At 71.3% G+C, this 21,671-nt stretch carries 17 protein-coding genes, 1 tRNA gene and 1 pseudogene; 17 read left to right on the top strand and 2 right to left on the bottom strand.

Annotated features, from left to right (window positions below):
- From NS354_RS13715 to rlmN, 13 genes and pseudogenes are all read left to right on the top strand, one after another.
- A pseudogene (locus NS354_RS13715) lies at positions 1–198 on the top strand (hypothetical protein); the annotation flags it as partial.
- A gap of 293 nt (positions 199–491) precedes the next feature.
- A complete protein-coding gene (locus tag NS354_RS08590; protein ID WP_058594115.1) occupies positions 492–1,985 on the top strand; it encodes a GuaB1 family IMP dehydrogenase-related protein in 1,494 nt (497 codons plus the stop codon).
- Between the two features lie 107 nt (positions 1,986–2,092).
- A complete protein-coding gene (gene thrC, locus NS354_RS08585) occupies positions 2,093–3,547 on the top strand; it encodes a threonine synthase (RefSeq protein WP_058594114.1) in 1,455 nt (484 codons plus the stop codon).
- A 68-nt stretch (positions 3,548–3,615) separates the two neighbouring features.
- The gene (locus NS354_RS08580) at positions 3,616–4,734 is read left to right on the top strand and encodes an AI-2E family transporter (protein WP_058594119.1); all 1,119 of its coding nucleotides are present in this window, start codon (positions 3,616–3,618) and stop codon (positions 4,732–4,734) included.
- Between the two features lie 158 nt (positions 4,735–4,892).
- Positions 4,893–4,965: transfer RNA gene (locus tag NS354_RS08575), tRNA-Glu, on the top strand.
- Between the two features lie 158 nt (positions 4,966–5,123).
- Entirely contained in the window at positions 5,124–6,188 is a 1,065-nt protein-coding gene (locus tag NS354_RS08570) for a 3-isopropylmalate dehydrogenase (RefSeq protein ID WP_058594113.1), read from the top strand.
- Between the two features lie 32 nt (positions 6,189–6,220).
- Positions 6,221–7,330, top strand: a complete 1,110-nt coding sequence (locus tag NS354_RS08565) for a branched-chain amino acid aminotransferase (RefSeq protein WP_153002158.1) — start codon at positions 6,221–6,223, stop codon at positions 7,328–7,330.
- Positions 7,327–8,121, top strand: a complete 795-nt coding sequence (locus tag NS354_RS08560; protein ID WP_058594111.1) for a fumarylacetoacetate hydrolase family protein — start codon at positions 7,327–7,329, stop codon at positions 8,119–8,121. Before NS354_RS08565 ends, NS354_RS08560 begins: the two co-directional genes overlap by 4 nt.
- A gap of 57 nt (positions 8,122–8,178) precedes the next feature.
- Entirely contained in the window at positions 8,179–9,276 is a 1,098-nt protein-coding gene (locus tag NS354_RS08555) for a carboxylate-amine ligase (protein WP_058594110.1), read from the top strand.
- A 66-nt stretch (positions 9,277–9,342) separates the two neighbouring features.
- Complete coding sequence (locus NS354_RS13590) at positions 9,343–10,776, top strand: hypothetical protein (RefSeq protein ID WP_058594109.1); 1,434 nt, start codon at positions 9,343–9,345, stop codon at positions 10,774–10,776.
- 161 nt (positions 10,777–10,937) lie between these two features.
- The gene (gene exaC, locus NS354_RS08545) at positions 10,938–12,461 is read left to right on the top strand and encodes an acetaldehyde dehydrogenase ExaC (RefSeq protein ID WP_058594118.1); all 1,524 of its coding nucleotides are present in this window, start codon (positions 10,938–10,940) and stop codon (positions 12,459–12,461) included.
- A 63-nt stretch (positions 12,462–12,524) separates the two neighbouring features.
- Positions 12,525–12,962: a DUF779 domain-containing protein gene (locus NS354_RS08540; RefSeq protein ID WP_058594117.1), complete on the top strand. Its 438-nt coding sequence runs from the start codon at positions 12,525–12,527 to the stop codon at positions 12,960–12,962.
- Between the two features lie 48 nt (positions 12,963–13,010).
- Positions 13,011–14,318 (top strand): 23S rRNA (adenine(2503)-C(2))-methyltransferase RlmN, encoded by a 1,308-nt coding sequence (gene rlmN, locus NS354_RS08535; protein WP_058594108.1) that lies wholly within the window; start codon positions 13,011–13,013, stop codon positions 14,316–14,318.
- Here rlmN and NS354_RS08530 read toward each other — a convergent pair.
- Positions 14,307–15,395 carry an aminotransferase class V-fold PLP-dependent enzyme gene (locus NS354_RS08530; protein WP_058594107.1) on the bottom strand — a complete coding sequence of 363 codons (1,089 nt, stop codon included), beginning with the start codon at positions 15,393–15,395 and terminating at the stop codon, positions 14,307–14,309. The two genes, rlmN and NS354_RS08530, sit on opposite strands and share 12 nt — an antisense overlap.
- A 93-nt stretch (positions 15,396–15,488) precedes the next feature.
- On the opposite strand from NS354_RS08530, the gene NS354_RS08525 reads away from it, so the two are divergent.
- From NS354_RS08525 to NS354_RS08510, 4 genes are read left to right on the top strand one after another with little or no spacing between them, the layout of a single operon-like run.
- Positions 15,489–16,448: a LysR substrate-binding domain-containing protein gene (locus tag NS354_RS08525; protein WP_058594106.1), complete on the top strand. Its 960-nt coding sequence runs from the start codon at positions 15,489–15,491 to the stop codon at positions 16,446–16,448.
- A 4-nt stretch (positions 16,449–16,452) separates the two neighbouring features.
- A complete protein-coding gene (locus NS354_RS08520; RefSeq protein ID WP_058594105.1) occupies positions 16,453–17,736 on the top strand; it encodes an MFS transporter in 1,284 nt (427 codons plus the stop codon).
- Between the two features lie 10 nt (positions 17,737–17,746).
- The gene (gene gltX / locus NS354_RS08515; protein ID WP_058594116.1) at positions 17,747–19,267 is read left to right on the top strand and encodes a glutamate--tRNA ligase; all 1,521 of its coding nucleotides are present in this window, start codon (positions 17,747–17,749) and stop codon (positions 19,265–19,267) included.
- A gap of 23 nt (positions 19,268–19,290) precedes the next feature.
- Positions 19,291–20,277 carry an NAD(P)/FAD-dependent oxidoreductase gene (locus NS354_RS08510; RefSeq protein WP_058594104.1) on the top strand — a complete coding sequence of 329 codons (987 nt, stop codon included), beginning with the start codon at positions 19,291–19,293 and terminating at the stop codon, positions 20,275–20,277.
- Between the two features lie 6 nt (positions 20,278–20,283).
- On the opposite strand, the gene tgt is transcribed toward NS354_RS08510, so the two are convergent.
- Entirely contained in the window at positions 20,284–21,630 is a 1,347-nt protein-coding gene (gene tgt / locus NS354_RS08505) for a tRNA guanosine(34) transglycosylase Tgt (RefSeq protein ID WP_058594103.1), read from the bottom strand.
- Positions 21,631–21,671: the final 41 nt, after the last annotated feature.

The following is a 21,671-nucleotide window of genomic DNA, read 5'->3' as shown; positions in this document are numbered from 1 at the left end:
TTGCTGGCACCACCGGAAGCAGAACAAGGTAGTTCGTCGGCAGCGTCAGATGTGGATAGGGCGGCAGCGGGGGAACCGGGCAGCTCGGCGCCCGCCGGGGGCACCGGCGATCCCGAAGGCGCGGCAGCGGCCGGAGGCAGCGGAGTCGTGGCCGGCGGCGGAACCGCGGCGCCCGGCTGGAAGTCGGAGGGGAGCTGAGAGGTGAGCTCCGGCTCGGTCACGGACGGCGGTTGCAGCGGCGTCTGCTGCTGCTGCTGCGGCTGCTCGCCGTTCGGAAGATTCGGGTCGGACATGAGCGGTGCGGCTCCTTCAGCTGGTTCGGCTTCCCCGGGCGGATCCGCGTCGCCGAACGACGAGCGCGGGCCCGGTGGTGCGACACGGGTCCCCGTCGCACCGTTCCATCCTATGCGCGAACTGCGCACTCCGTCCGAATTCCCCGGGAGTCCACGACCCCCAGCGCGCACCGGGCTCGATGGCCTAGCGTGGAGCGCATGGAGTTCATCGGCGCGACCCCGACGGTCGACCTCACCTACTCGGACGTCTTCCTCGTTCCCCGCCGGTCGGAGGTGCGGAGCCGCCTCGACGTCGACCTCGCCCCCGAGGACGGCACCCCGGCGACCATCCCGCTCGTCGCCGCCAACATGAACTCGGTGTCCGGTCCGCGTCTCGCCGCCGTGCTCGCGCGGCGCGGCGGGCTCGCGGTGCTGCCTCAGGATCTCTCGCTCGATGCGACGGCAGGGGCGATCCGCCGGGTCAAGGGCGAGCCCGTCGCCGTCGACGCGCCGATCGTGCTGCCGCCGGAGGCGACCGCCGCCGAGGCGCTCCGGTGGGTGCCCCGCGCCGAGGGGCAGCTCGTGGTCGTGGCCGACGCGGCCGGCGCCGGGTCGGGGGCGGGATCCGTGCCGATCGCCGCCGTGCGCGGCACGCTGGGCGCGCTGCGTCTGGCGACCGTGCCCGAGGATGCGCGCCTCGGCGATCTGCTGCACGCCCAGACGGTGGTGCTCGACGAGGCCGATCTCGGCGCGGGCCGCGCCGCGTTCGATGCGGTGGACGCCGCGCTCGGCGCGAACCCGGGCGGCTCGGCGGAGGCGGTGTGCGTCGTGCGCGACGGAGCGCTGCTCGGCACGCTCTCGCGCCGCTCGGCGCTGCGCGCGTCGATCTACGGGCCGGCGCTGGACGCGGAGGGCCGTCTCGCGGTCGCCGCGGCGGTCGGCATCAACGGCGACGTCGCTGCGAAGGCGCGCGCGCTCGCGGCGGCCGGTGCCGACGTGCTCGTGGTCGACACCGCCCACGGGCATCAGGAGGGCATGCTGCGCGCGCTCGACGCCGTTGCGGCGCTCGATCTCGGGCTCCCCGTCGTCGCGGGCAACATCGTCACGGCCGAGGGCGCGCGGGATCTCGTCTCGGCCGGCGCCTCCATCCTGAAGGTGGGCGTCGGGCCGGGAGCGATGTGCACGACGCGGATGATGACGGCGGTGGGGCGCCCGCAGTTCTCCGCCGTGCTCGAGACGGCCCAGGCGGCGCGCGAGCTCGGCGCGCACGTGTGGGCCGACGGCGGCGTGCGCTACCCGCGCGACGTGGCCCTCGCGCTGGCGGCGGGTGCGTCGTCCGTCATGGTGGGCTCGTGGTTCGCCGGCACTGCGGAATCGCCCGGCGAGCTGCTCGCGGATCCCGACGGCCGGCAGTACAAGGAGTCGTGGGGCATGGCCTCGACCAAGGCCGTGCAGGGCCGGTTCGGCGGGCTCGACGCATTCGAGCTCGCGCGGAAGGAGCTCTTCGCGGAGGGCATCTCGTCGTCGAAGATCTACCTCGACCCTCAGCGGCCGGGGGTGGAGGACCTGATCGACATGATCACCTCGGGAGTGCGGTCGTCGTTCACGTACGCCGGCGCAGGCAGCGTGCCCGAGTTCCAGCAGCGCGCCCGCGTGGGTCTGCAGTCGGCGGCGGGGTACGAGGAGGGCAAGGCGCTGCCCGTCTCCTGGTAGCGACCGCGGTTCGCGCGGTGCGCGATTCGGCCGGGTTCCGCCAGCCGACCCCGATACCGGCATGCCTCGCCCGTAGACTGGTGCATCTACGACCGTAAGGAGTATCGGTGAAGTACATCTCGACGCGCGGCGGCATGAAGCCGGCACCCTACAGCGCGATCCTGCTCGAAGGGCTCGCGACCGACGGTGGGCTCGTCGTTCCCGAGACACTGCCCCGGGTGACGGCCGACGAGATCGAATCGTGGCGACGGCTCGCCTACCCCGAGCTCGCCGCCGAGGTGCTCAGCCGGTTCGCCACCGACATCCCGCGCGCCGACCTCGAGCGCATGTGCCGCGACGCGTACCGCGCCGACCTCTTCGTCGCCGAGGAGATCGTGCCGCTGACGCCGCTCGACGACGAGATCACGCTCGTCGGTCTCTCGGAGGGGCCGACCCTCGCCTTCAAGGACATGGCGATGCAGTTCCTCGGCCAGGCGCTCGAGTACGTGCTCGCGCGGAGCGATCGCGCGCTGAACATCCTCGGTGCCACCTCGGGCGACACCGGCTCCGCTGCGGAGTACGCCCTCCGCGGCAAAGAGGGGATCGCGGTGTTCATGCTCTCGCCGCAGGGCCGCATGAGCGCCTTCCAGCGCGCGCAGATGTACTCGCTCGAAGACGAGAACATCCACAACATCGCCGTGGCGGGGGTGTTCGACGACTGCCAGAACCTCGTGAAGACGCTCTCGAGCGACCTGGAGTTCAAGCGCGCGCACCACCTCGGCACGGTGAACTCGATCAACCTCGGGCGCATCACCGCTCAGATCGTCTACTACTTCTGGGCGTGGCTGCGAACGACCGACGGCGTCGCGGCCGACGAGCGGGCCGCATACGAGGTGTCCGTGACGGTGCCGTCGGGCAACTTCGGCAACATCCTCTCCGGCCACCTCGCGAAGGCGATGGGCCTGCCGCTGCGCAAGCTCGTGCTCGCCGCGAACGAGAACAACGTGCTCGACCACTTCTTCCGCACCGGCGTCTACACGCCGCGCAGCGCGGCCGAGACGCATGCGACGTCGAGCCCGTCGATGGACATCTCGAAGGCCTCGAACCTCGAGCGGTTCGTCTACGACCTCGTCGGCCAGGATCCGGAGCGGCTCGCCGCGGCGTGGCGGGAGCTCGACGAGACGGGGAGCATCGACCTCTCGACCGAGCTGGCTCGCTTCGAGGCGGAGTACGGGCTGCGCAGCGGTTCGAGCACGCACGCGGATCGCGTCGAGACGATCCGCTCGGTGCACGAGCGCAGCGGGCGGCTGATCGACCCGCACACCGCCGACGGCGTGAAGGTCGCGCGGGAGTACGTCGAGCCCGGCATCCCGATGCTCGTGCTCGAGACCGCCAAGCCCGAGAAGTTCCCCGACATCGTCTTCGAGGCGACGGGGGAGCGTCTGGGCATCCCCGAGCAGCTGACGGGGCTGCTCGAGCGCGCCCAGCGCGTGACCGAGATGGCGGATGACGCGGACGAGCTGCGCGCCTTCATCTCGGCCCGCGCCGTGCACCGCGAGTCGGCGCCGCGCGACCACAACTGATCGAACGAAGGGGAGTGCGAATGTTCGGATGGGGCGCGAAGCGCGAGATCGACGAGCGGCTCACGCGCATGGAGCTCGGGATCGACCGGCGATCAACGGGTCCGAGAACGGTGCGCTCCGCCTGGAGCGACGGGTTCGGACTGCTGGCGACGCGGTCGCTGCAGATCATCGTGGTCGTGATCCTCGCCGGCGGCATCATCTGGGGGATGCGGGCGCTCACCACGGTGGTGATCCCGATCCTGCTCGCCCTGATCTTCGCGAGCACCTTCGCGCCGGTGACGGGTTGGCTGCGTCGGCGCAACGTGCCGTCCGCGCTGTCGGCCGTGATCGTACTGCTCGGCATCGTCGTGCTGCTCTCGGCGATCGGCTGGCTGATCGTCTGGGCGGTGCGCGACCAGTGGGACGACCTCTCATCGCAGGCTGAGGACGGGTTCGCGCAGGTCGTCGAGTGGTCGCGCACCCTGCCGTTCATGCCCGACGATTCGCAGCTGCACGAGTGGGGCGATCAGGCGCTCGACTTCATCACGAGCGCGCAGTTCGGCTCGGGCGCGCTCGCCGGGGTGGGCGCGCTCACCAGCTTCATCACCGGCTTCGTGTTGATGGTGGTCGTGCTGTTCTTCTTCCTGAAGGACGGGCCCGCGATCTGGCGATTCCTGCTGCGCCCCTTCCAGGGCGAGGGCCTGCGCCGCGCCGAGCGCGCCGGAGCGAAGACGGTCTCCACCCTCGGCTCGTACGTGCGCGGCACGGCGGGCGTCGCGGCCGTGGATGCCATCGGCATCGGCATCGGCCTCGTCATCCTGCAGGTGCCGCTGGCCCTGCCGCTCGCGGTGCTCGTCTTCGTGCTCGCGTTCATCCCGATCGTGGGCGCGACGGTGGCCGGCATCCTCGCGGCGCTCGTCGCCCTGGTCTCGAACGGACTCGTGAACGCGCTGATCGTCGTCGGCGTGGTGATCCTCGTCAACCAGCTCGAGGGCAACTTCCTGCAGCCGGTGCTCATGGGCCGGGCGCTGAAGCTGCACTCGCTCGTCATCCTGCTCGCACTGACGGTGGGCACCGTGCTCAGCGGCATCCTGGGCGCCGTGCTCGCGGTGCCGCTCGCCGCCGTGGCGTGGGGCATCGTCAAGGTGTGGGACGGGGCCGATACGCCCGCGAAGTGGGCGCGGCCGCATCGCACCGCCGACTTCTGATCGGCGCGGGTGCGTCCCGCGAGAGACACGTCGAAGCGCGGAATCTTGCGGGACACACCCGGGCGACGCGGCCCGATTTGGCTCGGGGCGCGCACCTGTGTTTATATATATGAGTTGCCAGCGCAGCGGGGAAGCCCGGGAAGCAGGCAGCAGCGTTCGGCCCCATCGTATAGCGGCCTAGTACGCCGCCCTCTCACGGCGGTAACGCGGGTTCGAATCCCGCTGGGGTCACCGAATGCAGAAGCCTCACCCTCGGGTGGGGCTTCTCGCGTTTCCGGGCACTGCGCGACGAGCCGCAGTCCGGGTCGCAGTCCGGGCACCGCGATCCGGGGCGGAGGGAGCGCCCGCAGTATGCTGGAGGGGTTGTCCAGCATACGAAGGAGCGCCACGTGACCCGAACCATCAAGCTCGCCGTCATCCCGGGCGACGGGATCGGCCCCGAGGTCATCGAGCAGGCGAACCGCGTGCTCGACGCAGTGCTCGACGGCGGCGACGTCGCGCTCGATCGCACCGAGTTCGCGCTCGGCGCCGAGCGCTTCCTCGCGACGGGGGAGACGCTTCCCGAGTCGGAGCAGGCGGCGATCGCGGAGCACGACGCGATCCTCTTCGGCGCCGTCGGCGGTGTTCCCGGCGATCCGCGCCTCGCGCAGGCCAACATCGAGCGCGGTCTCCTGCTCAAGCTCCGCTTCGATTTCGAGCACTACGCGAACGTGCGCCCCTGCACGCTCTTCCCGGGCGTCGCCTCGACCCTCGCGAACCCCGGCCCCGTCGACTTCCTCGTGGTGCGCGAGGGCACGGAGGGCCCGTATGCGGGCAACGGCGGCCGTCTGCGTCCCGGAACGCACGCCGAAGTGGCCACCGAGGTGTCCGTGAACACGGCCTTCGGCATCGAGCGGGTCGTGCGCTACGCATTCGAGACGGCGCTCGCACGCCCGCGGAAGAAGCTCACCTGGGTGCATAAGACGAACGTGCTCGTGCACGCCGGCGCGACCTGGCAGCGCATCGTGCGGGCGGTCGCGGAGGAGTACCCGGAGGTGGCGGTCGACTACATGCACGTCGACGCCGCCACCATCTTCATGGTGCAGGACCCGTCGCGGTTCGACGTACTGGTGACTGATAACCTGTTCGGAGACATCCTCACGGACCTGGCCGGCGCTATCGGCGGCGGCATCGGGCTCGCGGCCTCCGGCAACATCAATCCCGACGGCACGTTCCCGAGCATGTTCGAGCCCGTGCACGGCTCCGCTCCCGATATCGCCGGGAAGCAGCTGGCAGACCCGACCGCGGCGATCCTCTCCGCGGGTCTCATGCTCGATCATCTGGGGCTCGTCTCGGACGGCGATCGCGTACGCGCCGCCGTCCGGGCCGACCTCGCCTCCCGGGGAGCCGCAGCGCGCTCCACCGGAGAGATCGGCGATGCCGTGATCGCCCGGCTGGCACCCCGCGGCGCCTGACCGCGCACCCCACCACGCGAAAGAGAATGGTCATGACCGACTTGCAGTTCACCCGCACCGAGGCGCAGCGCCTCTCCGACGCCGAGCGCGAGGCGATCCTGCGCGACCCCGGCTTCGGCAACCACTTCACCGATCACATGATCTCCATCGTCTGGACGAAGGACGCCGGGTGGCACGACGCCGAGGTGCTGCCGTACGGGCCGATCCCCATGGATCCGGCGTCCTCCGTGCTGCACTACGGCCAGGAGATCTTCGAGGGGCTGAAGGCGTACCGTCGGCCCGACGGCTCCGTCGTCACCTTCCGCCCCGACGCCAACGCGCGCCGGCTGAACGATTCGGCGCGCCGGCTGGCGCTCCCCGAGATCCCCGAGGAGCTGTTCGTCGCGGCGATCGACGCGCTCGTCTCCGCCGACGCCGCGTGGGTGCCCAGCGGCGAGGACCAGAGCCTGTACCTGCGCCCGTTCCTCATCGCCGACGAGAGCTTCCTCGGGGTGCGCGCCGCCGAGCGGGCGCGCTTCCTCATCATCGCGAGCCCGGCCGGCCCGTACTTCACGGGCGGCGTGCAGCCGGTCTCGATCTGGCTCTCCGATGAGCACTCGCGTGCTGGGCGCGGCGGCACGGGCGCGGCGAAGTGCGGCGGCAACTACGCGGCGTCGCTGCTGCCGCAGCAGGTCGCGGCGGAGAACGGGTGCCAGCAGGTGCTGTTCACGGATTCGGCGACCGACGACACGATCGACGAGCTCGGCGGCATGAACCTCTTCCTGGTGCGCTCGGACGGCACGCTCGTCACGCCGCGCCTCAACGGGAACATCCTCGACGGCATCACCCGGCGCAGCCTCATCCAGCTGGCGCGCGACCGGGGCCACGCGGTCGAGGAGCGCGAGGTGACGGTGTCGGAGTGGCGCGAGGGCGTCGAGCAGGGAACGATCACCGAGGCCTTCGCGTGCGGCACCGCGGCCGTCATCACGCCGATCCGCAGCCTCAAAGGCGTCGGACTCGACATCGACTTCGGCGATCGCGCGCCGGGGCGGCTGACCATGTCGCTCCGCGAGGAGCTCACCGGCATCCAGTTCGGCGCCGGCGAGGATCGCCACGGCTGGCTGCACGTGGTCGTGCCGGCGACCGAGGGGGCGACCCGATGAAGGTGGCGCGCTTCCGGATCGACGACGAGATCGCCTTCGGCGTGCTCGACCAGGCCGAGGACGGTGCGGGCGTCGAGATCGTGGAGCTCTCGGGCGATCCGATGGTCGCGGGGTACGCGACGACCGGCCGCCGCTTCGCCTTCACCGACGTGCAGCTGCTCGCCCCGGTGATCCCGCGCTCGAAGATCGTCTGCGTCGGCAAGAACTACGCCGACCACGTCGCCGAGATGCAGCACGTGACCGGCATCGACGGCGGAGCGCCCGAGGAGCCCCTGCTCTTCCTGAAGCCGAACACGGCGATCGTCGGTCCGGGAGACGCCATCGTGCGGCCGGCGGTCTCGGAGCGGGTCGAGCACGAGGGCGAACTCGCCGTCGTCATCGGAGCCCTCGCGAAGAACGTCGCGGAGGACGAAGCCCTGAAGTACGTCTTCGGATTCACCTGCGCCAACGACGTCACCGCGCGCGACGTGCAGATCAAGGACGGCCAGTGGGCGCGCGGCAAGGGCTTCGACACGTTCTGCCCGCTCGGCCCGGTCATCGAGACGGATCCCGACCTCTCCGACGCCCGCGTCGTCACCCGCGTGAACGGGGAGGTGCGGCAGGACGGGCGCACCTCGCAGCTCATCCACTCGCTCGCCCGCATCGTGTCGTACGCCTCGGAGGCGTTCACGCTGCTGCCGGGCGACGTGATCCTCACCGGCACGCCCGCGGGAGTCGGCCTCCTCGAGGCTGGGGACACCGTCGAGGTGGAGATCGAGGGCATCGGCATCCTCCGCAACCGCGTCGCGTGATTCGGCGCCGAGCGCTGTGACACACTAGAGTTCCCCGACGAAGGAGCAGGTGCTGACATGGCCCGATCCCTCCCCGCCCCTCCGCGCTTCGGCATCGAGGAGGAGTACCTCCTGCTCGACGCCGAGACGGGCCTGCCGTGCGACCGAGTCGACGACATCATCGCCGCGATCCCCGGGCACCTCGCGGAGCACGAGTTCTTCCACAGCCAGCTGGAGACGGCGACGCCGATCTGCGAGCGGGCCCCCGAGGCCCTCGCAGCGCTCTCCGGGTTCCGCTCCGCCGCTGCGCGGGCGGCGGACGGCCTCGGCGTCGTGGTGGCGGGAACGGGGCTGCCGCCGGTCGGCGGCGACATCGCGGGCACCCGGGTGGCGAATCCACGCTACGACGAGATCGAGCAGACGATGCGCGGCATGGTGACGCGCTACTACTCGACCGGTACGCACGTGCACATCGAGATCCCGTCGCGCGAGGCGGGGGTGGAGGCGATGGCCCGGATCGCGCCGTGGTCGCCCGTGCTCGTCGCCCTGACGGCGAACTCGCCGCTCTGGATGGGCGAGGACACGGGGTACGCGGACTGGCGGTACATGTCGATGCAGCAGTGGGCCACCGCGGGGTACCCGCCGCGGTTCGAGAGCGTCGCGGAGTACGACGGTGTGATCGACGATCTCGTGCGCTCCGGGGCGCTGCTCGACGGCGGCCTCGTGAACTGGTCGATACGCCTCTCCGAGAAGTATCCGACGATCGAGGCGCGGCTCGCGGATGCGCAGCTCGACCCCCGCGACGCCGTGGCGTACGGGCTGCTGTTCCGAGCGCTCGTGGCTCGCGCGCTGCGCGACACCGCAGACGGCGCCGCGTCCTCTCCCTGGCAGCGCGACGTCGTGCGCGGCGCGCACTGGGTCGCCGCGCGCAACGGACTCGGCTCGACGCTCGTCGACCCGCAGCGCGGTGAGCCGGCGCCCGCGTTCGACGCCGTCGACCGCCTCGTGGAGCACGTCTCCGAGGAGCTCGCGCATGCGGGCGACCTCGACGAGGTGCACGCGTTCGTCGAGCGACGCCGCAGAGACGGAGGAGCCGCCGAGGTGCAGCGGACGCTCTGGCGCACGGGCGGCATCGCGGGGCTGCTGGAGCTCTACCGGAGCGGGCACGGGGCGTAGTCCCTCCGGCACGTCGCTCCCGTCGGGTACGCTCGAGGCATCCGAGGCCGCGAGGAGGGGGTCGGGATGACGAACGGCTGGCACGCGTTGCGGCGCGGTGAGTCCGCGCTCGAGCGGCGCAGACTGATCGAGCGGGCGCACGAACGATTCGTCGATGATCGCGCGTCGCTCGGCGCCGTCGATCCCGAGTTTCGCGAGCGCTTCTCCCGCGCCGCTGCCGTGCGCCCCGTCGTGCTCGACTCCTGGATGCGCGCGCATCGGCTCACCGTCGATCCCGACGGCATTCCCGAGCGCCCCTCGCTCGGCGAGGACGAGATCCGAGAGGTGCTCGCGACGCACCCCATCGGAAGCGTGCTTCCCGTCGTGAGTCGGCTCCTGCTCGACGAGGCCGGCGAGTCCGGGTTCATCGTGGCCGTGGGCGATGCTGCAGGTCGGCTGCTGTGGGTGGACGGCGATCGTGCGCTGCGCGGCCGCGCCGAGGAGATGGGCTTCCGCGCGGGTATGGACTGGTCGGAGCGGGCCGTCGGCACCAGCGCACCCGGCAGCGCACTCGCGCTCGACCACGCCCTGCAGGTGCTCGGTGCGGAGCACTTCGCGCGCGCCGTGCATCCGTGGAGTTGCACGGCGGCCCCCGTGCACGATCCGGCTAGCGGGGCGATCATCGGCGTGATCGACGTGACCGGGGGCGACGGAGCCGCGGCGCCGCACCTCATGCCGCTCATGGATGCGACGCTCGCCGCGGTGGAGGCCGAGCTGCAGCTTGCCGCGCTCAAGCAGCGCATCGAGCGGGATCGCGGTGCCCGGGCCCGCTCGTCGGGCGGGGGCCCGCGTCGCCGAGCGGGCGGGAGCGCTTCGGGCCGTGCAGCTCGCGCGGACGGCGCGGCGGACGGTGACGGCAGGCGCGCGCCGAGACCCGCAGTGCCGCGGCTCGTCGTGCTGGGGCGCGAGCCCGCCGTGCTCGAGCACCGAGGCGTCGCGGAGCCGGTGGGCGGCCGGCACGCCGAGATCCTGGTGGCGCTCGCGTCGTCGCCGCACGGGCTCTCGGCGGAGGCGCTCGCCGAGGCCGTCTACGGCGCGCGCGGGTCGGAGCGGACACTGCGCCCGGAGCTGGTGCGCCTGCGGCGCTGGCTCGAACAGCGAGGCGTCGACCTCCAGCTGCTGTCGCGGCCCTATCGGATCGCCCCGGGTCTCAGAATCGATGCGCACGAGACGCTCGAGGCGATCGGGCGGGGCGCCCACCGTCTCGCGCTCGCGGCGTACGAGGGGCCGGTGCTGCCGGAATCCCGCGCGCCGATCGTCGAGCAGCTGCGCACCGCGGTCGACGCCACGCTGCGAGAGGCGATGCTGCAGGCTGCGGGCCCCGATCCGCTCTTCGCCTACGCGCAGAACTGGGCGGGCGACGATGTGGAGGTGTGGGAGACGCTGCTGCAGGTGCTCCCGCCGCTCTCACCGAAGCGCGCCCGGGTCGTGGCGCGATTGGACCAGCTCTCCGACTCGTGATCGGGCCGGACGGGGCCGCCGCCCCGCGGCGCCCAGCATCGAACGGCGCAACATCCGCGCAACGCCCGTGCAACCTCCGTGCAACCTGCGCCGTCGTAGCGTCTGAGCATCCGCGCTGCAGCAGCAGGGCGGTTCGGACGAAGATGTCGGAGGAGATGCACATGACCGTCTACGCAGCACCCGGTGGCCCAGATGCGCTGATGAGTTTCCAGTCGCGCTACGAGCACTACATCGGCGGTCGATGGGTCGCCCCCGTGCGCGGCCAGTACTTCGAGAACGTCACGCCCGTCACCGGCGCGACCTTCTGCGAGGTGGCGCGCGGCACCGCTGAGGACATCGAGGCGGCGCTCGACGCGGCGCACGCCGCGGCACCGGCCTGGGGCCGTACCAGCCCGGCCGAGCGCGCGGTGATCCTGAACCGTATCGCCGATCGCATCGAGGAGCACCTCGAGGCGATCGCCGTGGCGGAGTCGTGGGACAACGGCAAGGCCGTGCGCGAGACGCTGAACGCGGACATCCCGCTCGCCATCGATCACTTCCGCTACTTCGCGGGAGCGATTCGCGCGCAGGAGGGCGGGCTCTCCCAGATCGACGAAGACCTCGTCGCTTACCACTTCCACGAGCCGCTGGGGGTGGTCGGTCAGATCATCCCCTGGAACTTCCCGATCCTGATGGCGACCTGGAAGTTGGCGCCCGCGCTCGCAGCGGGCAACGCGGTCGTGCTGAAGCCGGCGGAGCAGACGCCGGCGTCCATCCTCTTCCTCTTCGAGCTCATCGGCGATCTGCTGCCGCCGGGGGTGGTCAACATCGTCAACGGCTTCGGCGCGGAGGCCGGCAAGCCGCTCGCCTCCAACCCGCGGATCCGCAAGATCGCGTTCACGGGCGAGACGACGACGGGCCGGCTGATCATGCAGTACGCATCGGAGAACATCATCCCGGTCACGCTGGAGCTCGGCGGCAAGAGCCCGAACATCTTCTTCGAGGACGTGATGCGCGCCGACGACGGCTACTGGGACAAGGCGCAGGAGGGCTTCGCGATGTTCGCGCTGAACCAGGGCGAGGTGTGCACCTGCCCGTCGCGCGCCCTGATCCAGGAGTCGATCGCAGGCGACTTCCTCGACGCCGTGGTCGAGCGCACCGAGCGCATCACCCGGGGCAACCCGCTCGACACGGACACGATGGTCGGAGCTCAGGCCTCGAACGACCAGTTCGAGAAGATCAAGTCGTACCTCGACATCGGCCGCCAGGAGGGAGCCGAGGTGCTCACCGGCGGCGAGGTCGCCGATCTCGGCGGCGAGTTCGCGGGGGGCTTCTACATCCAGCCCACCGTCTTCCGGGGCGACAACTCGATGCGCATCTTCCAGGAGGAGATCTTCGGCCCCGTCGTGTCGGCCACGACCTTCTCCGACTTCGACGACGCGATCCGCATCGCCAACGACACGCTCTACGGGCTCGGCGCCGGCGTGTGGAGCCGAGACGGGTCGACGGCCTACCGCGCCGGGCGGGCGATCCAGGCGGGCCGGGTTTGGGTGAACAACTACCACGCCTATCCGGCGCACGCCGCATTCGGAGGGTACAAGTCGAGCGGCATCGGGCGCGAGAACCATCTCATGATGCTCGATCACTACCAGCAGACGAAGAACCTGCTGGTGAGCTACCGGGAGAGCGCCGACGGATTCTTCTGAGTCGGCGGTCGCGGGAGGAGCGGGACCAGCAGCAGCATGAGCGCGAGCGGAGGGAGCGGGATGATGAGCGAGTCGGATGCGGGACGCGCACGGGCGGCGAGGCCCGAGGTCGCGGGGGAGACCGAGAGCCGCCTCGCGTTCACCCCAGAGGCGCTCGAGCTCATCGAGCGCCTCTGGACCATGCACGGGCCGCTCATGTTCCACCAGTCAGGGGGCTGCTGCGACGGCAGCTCCCCGATGTGCTACCCACTCGGGGAGTTCCGCACCGGCGATCAGGATGTGCTCCTCGGCACGCTCGAACTGCCGCCTCCCGCCGCGCAGGCCGCCGCCCCGGAAGGGACCGGTGCGCCGCGGGAGATCGGCTTCTGGATGTCCCGCGAGCAGTTCGGAGTCTGGGCGCACACGCACTTGACGGTGGACGCGGTGGACGGGCGGGGCAGCGGCTTCTCCCTCGAAGCTCCGGAGGGGCGGCGCTTCCTGATCCGCTCCCGGCTGCTCTGAGCGACGGGCTCGGAGGGAGCCGAACGGGCGACCTGCGACAATGGAGGGGTGGATCCCAACAAGCTCAACCATGACCGCGCACCCGAGAGCACGCCGCTCCGCAAGACCCGGCCCCGTTCGGCCGACGCGGCGGCCCGCCCGCAGGTGCGCCCCAAGGCCGAGGGCTGGAAGCAGATCGCCGATCCCGACGGGCGCCCGACGCTGCAGTTCGCCTCCCCGCGGGTGAAGCAGCCGGCGACCCACCTCGCCGACCTCGCCCTGGCGGAGCGCGAGGCGAAGGTGGTGGAGCTGGGGCTGCCGAAGTTCCGCGCGAAGCAGCTGTCGAAGCACTACTTCGAGCACCGCACGACCGATCCCGAGCAGATGACGGACCTCCCGAAGGATCGCCGCGACGAGCTCGCAGCCGCATTCTTCCCGCCCCTCCTCACCGAGGTGAAGCGCCTCGTCACCGACGACGGCGACACGATCAAGTTCCTGTGGCGCCTCTTCGACGGAGCCCTCGTCGAATCGGTGCTCATGCGCTACCCAGGCCGCATCACGCTCTGCGTGTCGAGTCAGTGCGGCTGCGGCATGAACTGCCCGTTCTGCGCGACGGGGCAGGCCGGGCTGACGCGCAACATGTCGACCGCCGAGATCCTCGACCAGATCGTGCAGGCGAACCGAGTGATCGCCGAGGGCGGTCTGGGCGGCACCCGACGGGTGGGCAACGGCGCGGAGCCGGAGCGCGTGAACAACATCGTCTTCATGGGGATGGGCGAGCCGCTCGCGAACTACAAGCGCGTGATGAACGCGGTCCATCGCATGATCGCCCCGTCGCCGGAGGGCCTCGGCATGTCTGCTCGCGGCATCACCGTCTCGACGGTCGGGCTCGCCCCGGCGATCCGCAAGCTCGCGGACGAGAACATTCCGATCACCTTCGCGCTGTCGCTGCACGCCCCCGACGACCAGCTGCGCGACGAGCTCATCCCCGTCAACAGCCGGTGGAAGGTCGACGAGGTGCTCGATGCGGCGTACCACTACTACGAGACGACGGGACGGCGCGTCTCGATCGAGTACGCGCTCATCAAGGACATGAACGATCACGGATGGCGCGCCGACCTGCTCGCCGAGAAGCTGAACGCGCGCGGGCGGGGCTGGGTGCATGTGAACCCGATTCCGCTGAACCCGACGCCCGGGTCGATCTGGACGTCCTCGACGCGGGAGGTGACGCGCGAATTCGTGGATCGCATCAATGCCGCCGGCATTCCGACCACGCTGCGCGATACCCGCGGCAAGGAGATCGACGGGGCCTGCGGTCAGCTCGTCGCGACGGAGCAGGACGTGGCCGAGGCGGAGGCGTTCGCCTCAGCCGGCTGAGCGCCCGAGCGCGGACCGGAGCCGCGCCACGTCGTCGTCCGTGTTCCAGAGGTGGAACGCGATGCGCGCGTTGCCCGCACGGCCCGAGGCGACAATGCCCGCGCCGGTCAATGCGGCGAGGTCCGAGCCGTCGCGGTCGGGCCAGGTGACGATCGCGGAGTCTCCCGGTGCGAGCCCGAGGACGCGGCGCGCCGAGTTCGCGAGCCCGACCGCGTGGTCGTGCACCTCTCGGAGTTCGATGCTGGAGATGGTCTCGAGCGCCGCGACCGTGCCCGCCACGACGGGCCAGGCGGGGGAGAGGTCGAACCGCCCGGCGTCCGCGGCGAGGGGGGTGTGCCCGGCGTAGCAGGAGCTCCAGGGGTCGTCGGCCGAGTACCAGCCGGCGGCGAGCGGGGTGAATGCGGCGTCGACGCCGGCGCGGACGGTCATGAACGCCGAGCCCCGGGGGGCGCTGAGCCATTTGTAGGCGTGGCAGATGGTGACGTCGAACGCACTCGCGTCGACGGGAAGCCACCCGACGGCCTGGGTGAGGTCGACGCAGGTCAGCGCTCCGACCGATCGCGCCGCGGCGGCGATCGCAGTCGCGTCGGAGACCGCGCCGGTGGCGGACTGCACGTGGGACCAAGCGACGAGCGAGGTCCGCGCGTCGATCGCGGCGGCGAGGTGCTCGAGCTCCGCGTAGCGCACGCGAACCCCGCGCGACCGCAGCTGCTCGAACGGGTGGGTGAGCGAGGCGAAGTCGCCGGCGACGCAGAGCACCTCTCCGCCGTCGGGGACGGCGGTCGCGACCACGGACGCGAGCTGCGACGCCTGCGAGCCGATGGCGACGCGATCGGACGCGACGCCGACGAGGTGCGCGAAAAGCTCCCGGCACGCCTCCACCTGGGCGCTGATGCGCTTCGGGTCGAGGGCGCCGGTGGACCAGTCGTCGACGAAGGCCCGCAGCGCCGCGGTCGTCGCCACGGCCGGGAGGCCGGCGGTGCAGGCCGAGAGGTAGCCCGGCACCCGGGGGTATCGCTGCTGCAGCTCGGGGAGGGTCAGGCGCTCGCGCTGCGCTTCGGTTCGGGGCTCGCTCATGCGGACAGGCTACGAGCTGCGGAAGCATAATGAAACAGAATCATTCTTATGCTTTGCCTCGCGCAAGCTTATGTCTCGGTGTAGAATGCCGTCATGACCACGACCCGCACCGCCGATCCCCTCGGCTCGATCGACTCGACCGAGCTCCGCATTCTGCACGCTCTCGCCACGACGGGATCCCTAACGGCGGCCGCCGCCGCGCTCGGGCTCAGCCAGCCCGCGGTGAGCCAGCGCATCAAGCGCGTCGAGACGCGGCTCGCGGTGCCGCTCATCGAGCGGAGCGGCCGGGGCATCCGGCTCACGACCGCCGGGCAGATCCTCGCCGACCACGGTCGCACCGTGGTCAGCGAGATCGACGCCGCTCTGGCGGCGATCGACGACCTCCGCGGCGAGCGTGCCGGCACGCTGCGGCTCGTCGGGTTCCCGAGCGCGAGCGCCACGCTCGTTCCGATGCTCATGCGCAGACTCGCCGTGGAGGCGCCCGATGTCGCGCTGCAGTACCGGGAGGCCGAGCCGCCCGCCGCCACCGCCATGCTGCGCGACGGCGAGGTGGACTGCGCGCTGGTCTTCGACTACGAGGGCGCGGCCGAGCTCCCGGCAGGCAGCGCCTTCCTCCCGCTGTGGCGGGAGGAGGTGCACCTGGTCGCCTCCGACGAGCGGGCCGCCGGCGAGCACTCGGCGAGGCTCGGCGACTTCTCCTCTGAGCACTGGATCGCAGGCTGCGAGAAGTGCCGCGGGCACCTGCTCGCCGCGGCGGGCGACGCGGGGTTCGAGCCCGACATCATCCAGGAGACCGACAACGTGCCCGCGATGCTCGCGATGGCCGCCGCCGGCGGCGCCGTCGCCCTCGTTCCCGGCCTCGCGCTCGCGGCCGCGCGGAGTCTTCCCGACGACGCCCGGGCGCTGCCGCTCGACCCGCCGCGCTACCGCACCATCGGGCTCGTCTCCATGGCCACCGCGAACGAGAGCCCGCAGGTGCGCCTCGCGAAGCGGCTCCTCGCCTCGGTCGACGGCACCGCCTGGCACCTCGAGACCGTCGATCAGGCGGCGTAGGGAGATGACGCGTTCGCAGACCGCATCGACGGAGCTCGGCGCGGAGTCGACGGTCGGTGCTCAGCGCCGGTCCGTCGCCGTGCTCGCACTCGCCACCGTGCTCGGCGGCCTGGGCGTCGGCGCCTCGCTGTCGGCGGGCGCGCTGCTCATCGCGGACGTGACCGGCAATCCCGCGCTCTCGGGGTTCGGGTCGACGATGAACGCGGTGGGCGCGGCCGCAGCAGGCATCCCGCTCGCGCGTCTCGCGGCCCGGAAGGGCCGGCGGATCGCCCTCGCCTCGGGCAATCTCCTTGCCGTCGGCGGTGCCGTCCTCGTGATCGTCGCCGCGCTCGTGGAGGCTCCCGTGCTCCTCTTCGCGGGCCTCGCGGTGCTCGGGGTCGCGGCCGCCGTGCAGCTGCAGGCGCGCTTCGCGGCGACGGATCTCGCGACCCCGACCCGGCGGGCCCGCGACCTCTCGCTCGTCGTGTGGTCGATCACCGTCGGAGCGGTGATCGGGCCGAACCTGATCGGCCCGGGGGAGGCCCTCGGATCCGTACTCGGCCTGCACGCGCTCTCCGGCATCTTCGTGTTCACGATCGTCGCACAGCTCTGCGCGGGTCTCGTGGTGTGGTTCGGGCTGCGACCCGACCCGCTGCTCGAGGCGCGGAGGATCGCCGCGCGCCGGGCTCCCAGCTCGTTCTCCGCTCCCCAGGCCGGAGCGGTCTCCGGCTCCGCCTCCGCCTCCCCGGGATTCCGCCGCTCATCGCAATTCCTCGCGGTCGCGCTCGTCGCCCTCGGTCACGCGGTCATGGTCGGCATCATGGCGATGACCCCGCTGCACCTCACGCACCACGGCGGCAGCATCGAACTCGTGGGCATCACGATCAGCATCCACATCGCGGGCATGTACGCGCTCTCACCGCTCGCCGGCATCGCGGCCGGCCGGTTCGGCGCGATCCCCGTCGTCATCGCCGGGTTCGTCGTGCTCGGCGCGTCGGCGCTGGGCACCGCGCTCGGCGGCGCGTCCGTACCGGTGGTGCAGACCTCGCTCGTGCTGCTCGGCCTCGGGTGGTGCATGGTCACCGTCGCCGGCGCGGCGCTCGTCACCGCGCTGACGCCGGAGGCCGATCGCCCGGCGCGCCAGGGCCAGGCCGACACCACCATGAACGCTGCTGGCGCCCTCTTCGGCGCGGCCTCCGGCGTGCTCTTCGCCGCGGGCGGATTCCCCGTGCTGTCCACCGTCGCAGGCGCGCTCGTCATCGTCGGGATCGCCGTGAGCGTTCGACTCGGGGCGATCGCGCGACGCTAGAATGACGGTGATGTCACACACCGAGAGCCCCCAGTTTTCCACCGCGACCGGCGCCGATGTGCGCGTGCGCTTCTGCCCGTCGCCGACCGGCACGCCGCACGTCGGGATGGTGCGCACCGCCCTCTTCAACTGGGCGTACGCCCGGCATACGGGCGGCACGTTCGTCTTCCGCATCGAGGACACGGATGCGGCGCGCGACAGCGAGGAGAGCTACGGGCAGATCATCGATTCGCTCCGCTGGCTCGGGCTCGACTGGGACGAGGGCATCGACGTGGGCGGGCCGCACGGCCCGTACCGGCAGTCCGAGCGCGGTGAGATCTACCAGGGCGTCATCGAGCGGCTCCTCGCGGGCGGCTATCTGTACGAGAGCTTCTCGACGGCCGAGGAGATCGACGCACGCAACCTCGCATCGGGTCGCCCGAAGCAGCTCGGGTACGACAACTTCGATCGCGACCTCACGGAGGAGCAGCGGGCGGCCTTCCGCGCCGAGGGCCGCGAGCCGGCGCTGCGCTTCCGCGTGCCCGACACCGACCTGTCGTTCACGGACCTCGTGCGGGGCGACATCACCTTCCCGGCCGGTTCCACGATCGACTTCGTCGTCGTCCGCCCCAACGGCGCCCCGCTCTACACGCTCGTGAACCCGGTCGACGACGCGCTGATGGGCATCACGCACGTGCTGCGCGGCGAGGACCTGCTCTCGTCGACGCCGCGCCAGATCGCGCTCTACCACGCGCTCGTCGACCTCGGCATCGCGCAGGCGATCCCGCAGTTCGGGCACCTGCCCTACGTGCTCGGCGAGGGCAACAAGAAGCTCTCCAAGCGCGATCCCGAGTCGAATCTGCTGCACCACCGGTCGCGGGGCTTCATCCCCGAGGGGCTGCTCAACTACCTCTCGCTGCTCGGGTGGTCGCTCGCTCCGGATCGCGATGTGTTCACCAGTGCGGAGATGGTGGCCGCGTTCGACGTCGCGGACGTCAACCCGAACCCCGCGCGGTTCGACCAGAAGAAGGCCGACGCGATCAACGCAGACCACATCCGCCTGCTCTCGGAGGAGGACTTCGGGCAGCGGATCCTGCCGTACCTCATCGCGGGCGGCGCGCTGCAGATTGAGCCGACGGAGGAGCAGCTCGCGACGATCGCGAAGGCGGTGCCCCTCGTGCAGAGCCGCGTCACGGTGCTCTCGGAGGTGGTCGGGATGCTGGGCTTCCTCTTCACCACCGCGGAGCAGCTCCAGTACGCGGACGACGCGCTCGCCTCGCTGAAGGACGACGCTCCGCAGGTGCTCGCCGCGGGCATCGCCGCGCTCGAGGCCGTGCCCGCCGAGGCGTGGCAGACGGCCCGCATCCAGGAGGCGCTGCAGACCGCGCTCATCGACGGTCTCGGTCTCAAGCCGCGCGTCGCGTTCGGTGCGCTCCGCGTCGCCGCCTCCGGGCGTCGGGTCTCGCCGCCGCTCTTCGAATCGTTCGAACTGCTCGGCCGCGAGGAGTCCCTCGCCCGGCTGCGCCGGTTGGAACAGCACCTCATCGGCTGACCGCGAGAAGGGGGCGAACGCACATGTCGCGCAGCGAGGCACCGATCGGTGTCGCGATCATCGGCGGCGGGCCGGCCGGGCTCTCGGCGGGCCTCCAACTCGTGCGCGCCAATCGGCGCATCGCGATCCTCGACAGCAATCGGCCCCGGCACTCCGCCACGTTGCAGTCGCACGGGTTCCTCACCCGAGACGGCGTGCCTCCGCTCGAGCTGCGCCGACTGGGTCGCGAGGAGTTCGAGCGCTATCCGACGGCCATCTACGCGCAGTCGATCACCCGAGAGGTGATCCCGCTCAGCCCCGAAGCCGCGCGCGCGGCCGGCTTCCCCGACGGCATCGGCTTCACGGTGCGCGGGGCCGGAATCCGCGGCGCCGCGGATGTGGAGTTCACGGCGCGGCGCGTGCTGATCGCGGCGGGGCTGACGGAGGAGCTCCCCGCACTCCCCATGATCCGGGCCTACTACGGCACCGCGCTCCACAGCTGCGTGGAGTGCGACGGGTTCGAGAAGACCGACAAGCCGCTCGCCCTGATCGGCGAGACGAGCGACGTCTTCTCGCGCGCCCTGCTCATCAGCCGCTTCAGCTCCGATCTCATCGTCTTCACGAACGGCGCCGACACGGTGCGGCCGGAGCAGCAGGCGCAGCTCGAGCGCATCGGGATCCGCGTCGAACGACGTCCGATCGACGACATCGTGGGGGAGCGCGCCGAGATGACCGGGGTGCGCCTCGCCGACGGCGAGGTCATCGCCCGGGTCGGCGGGTTCGTCCGTCCGCGCTGGCACGCGCCGGTGGAGTTCCTCGGAGATCTGCCCATCGCCCGAGACGGCTGGGGCCTCCTCGAAGTAGACGATCGGGGGGAGACCTCCATCCGCGGGGTATACGGCGTGGGCGACATCGTGCCCCCAGGGCCGCAGCAGCTTGTGATCGCGGCCGGCAACGGCGCCCGCGTCGCCGCGAAACTCAACCTCGACATGATCCGCGGTGCGCTCGGCGTCGGTCTCGTCGACGCGTAAGCCGCCCTACTGCCGGCTGGCGGTCGGCGTGATCGCGCGCTCCGCGGCCTCGCGCGCGAACTCGGCTCCGTACTGGCGGCCGAGCACTTCTTCGCGGAGCTCTGCGAACGTGCCGTCGACGATGCTCGCCCGAATGCGGTCGACCAGGCGCACGATGTAGCGCTCGTTGTGGATCGTCGCGAGCGTCGATGCGAGCATCTCCTTCGCCTTGAAGAGGTGGTGCAGGTAGGCGGCGGTGTAGTTCTCGCACGTGAAGCAGTCGCACTCGGCGTCGAGGGGCTCGAAGCGGCGACGCTGGGTCGCGGCCTTCGCGTTGATGCGCCCGGTCGGCGAGTACATCGATCCGCCGCGAGCCTGCCGCGACGGCGCGACGCAGTCGAACGTGTCGGCGCCCGCGGCGATGGCGGCGAACAGGTCGTCGGGCTCCGAGATGCCGAGCAGGTGCCGCGGCTTCGCGTCGGGGAGCTCGTCGGAGACCCAGCCGACGATCGTGCCGAGGTCGCGCTTCTCGAGGGCGCCGCCGATGCCGAACCCGTCGAACTCCTGGTCCGCCGCCTCCGCACCGCGCAGACCCGCGAGCCCTGCGGCAGCGCTGCGTCGCAGATCCTCGTACTGCGCTCCCTGCACGACGCCGAAGAGCGCCTGGTAGGGGCGGTGGCTTCGCGATGTGGTCTGGCGCGCGTGCTCGTCGAGGCACCGCACCGCCCAGCGCTCGGTGCGAGCGACCGAATCCTCCTGGTACGCGCGGGTGTTGAGCAGCGTCGTGCACTCGTCGAAGGCGAACATGATGTCGGCGCCCAGTTCGTGCTGGATGCGCATCGAGACTTCGGGGGTGAACCGGTGCTTGTCGCCGTTCAGGAAGGATTTGAAGGTGACGCCGTCCTCGTCGACGTGAGCGAGTCGCTCTTTGTTCTTCGCGATGACCTCCGACCCGGAATGCGCGGATTCGGCCATCGAGATGACCTTCTTGAAGCCGACGCCGAGCGACATGACCTGAAAGCCGCCGGAGTCGGTGAACGTCGGGCCGTCCCAGTTCATGAACGCGCCGAGTCCGCCGGCTTCGTCGACGAGGTCGCTGCCGGGCTGCAGGAACAGGTGGTAGGCGTTCGCGAGCACCGCCTGCCCGCCGAGCTCGCGGACGGTCGCCGGAAGCAGCGACTTCACCGTCGCCTTCGTGCCCACGGGGATGAACGCCGGCGTCTGGATGTCGCCGTGCGGTGTGCGGATCGTGCCGGTGCGGCCGAGCGGATCGCCGCTCGAGCCTGCAGAGCCTCCGGAGGAGAGGCGATGCTCGACCCGGAAGCCGAAGTCGGCGGGGGAGGGAGGGGAGGACGGCGCGGCGGGATCATTCACCCGTCCATCTAAGCATCTGCCGCGGCGCGCCCGGGGTGCGT

Origin of the sequence: Leucobacter chromiiresistens, assembly GCF_001477055.1 — a bacterium.
GTDB classification, from domain to species: Bacteria; Actinomycetota; Actinomycetes; order Actinomycetales; family Microbacteriaceae; genus Leucobacter; species Leucobacter chromiiresistens_A.
Note: the sequence above shows the minus strand (reverse complement) of the source record. Positions and strands in the feature narration are given on the sequence as shown.

Coding starts and splice junctions, on each gene's coding strand:
- NS354_RS08590 (WP_058594115.1), top strand. CDS start 492: ATGGAGTTCATCGGCGCGACCCCGACGGTCGACCTCACCTACTCGGAC.
- NS354_RS08580 (WP_058594119.1), top strand. CDS start 3,616: ATGGAGCTCGGGATCGACCGGCGATCAACGGGTCCGAGAACGGTGCGC.
- NS354_RS08565 (WP_153002158.1), top strand. CDS start 6,221: ATGACCGACTTGCAGTTCACCCGCACCGAGGCGCAGCGCCTCTCCGAC.
- NS354_RS08560 (WP_058594111.1), top strand. CDS start 7,327: ATGAAGGTGGCGCGCTTCCGGATCGACGACGAGATCGCCTTCGGCGTG.
- NS354_RS08555 (WP_058594110.1), top strand. CDS start 8,179: ATGGCCCGATCCCTCCCCGCCCCTCCGCGCTTCGGCATCGAGGAGGAG.
- NS354_RS13590 (WP_058594109.1), top strand. CDS start 9,343: ATGACGAACGGCTGGCACGCGTTGCGGCGCGGTGAGTCCGCGCTCGAG.
- exaC (WP_058594118.1), top strand. CDS start 10,938: ATGACCGTCTACGCAGCACCCGGTGGCCCAGATGCGCTGATGAGTTTC.
- NS354_RS08540 (WP_058594117.1), top strand. CDS start 12,525: ATGAGCGAGTCGGATGCGGGACGCGCACGGGCGGCGAGGCCCGAGGTC.
- NS354_RS08530 (WP_058594107.1), bottom strand. CDS start 15,395: ATGAGCGAGCCCCGAACCGAAGCGCAGCGCGAGCGCCTGACCCTCCCC.
- NS354_RS08525 (WP_058594106.1), top strand. CDS start 15,489: ATGACCACGACCCGCACCGCCGATCCCCTCGGCTCGATCGACTCGACC.
- NS354_RS08520 (WP_058594105.1), top strand. CDS start 16,453: ATGACGCGTTCGCAGACCGCATCGACGGAGCTCGGCGCGGAGTCGACG.
- gltX (WP_058594116.1), top strand. CDS start 17,747: ATGTCACACACCGAGAGCCCCCAGTTTTCCACCGCGACCGGCGCCGAT.
- NS354_RS08510 (WP_058594104.1), top strand. CDS start 19,291: ATGTCGCGCAGCGAGGCACCGATCGGTGTCGCGATCATCGGCGGCGGG.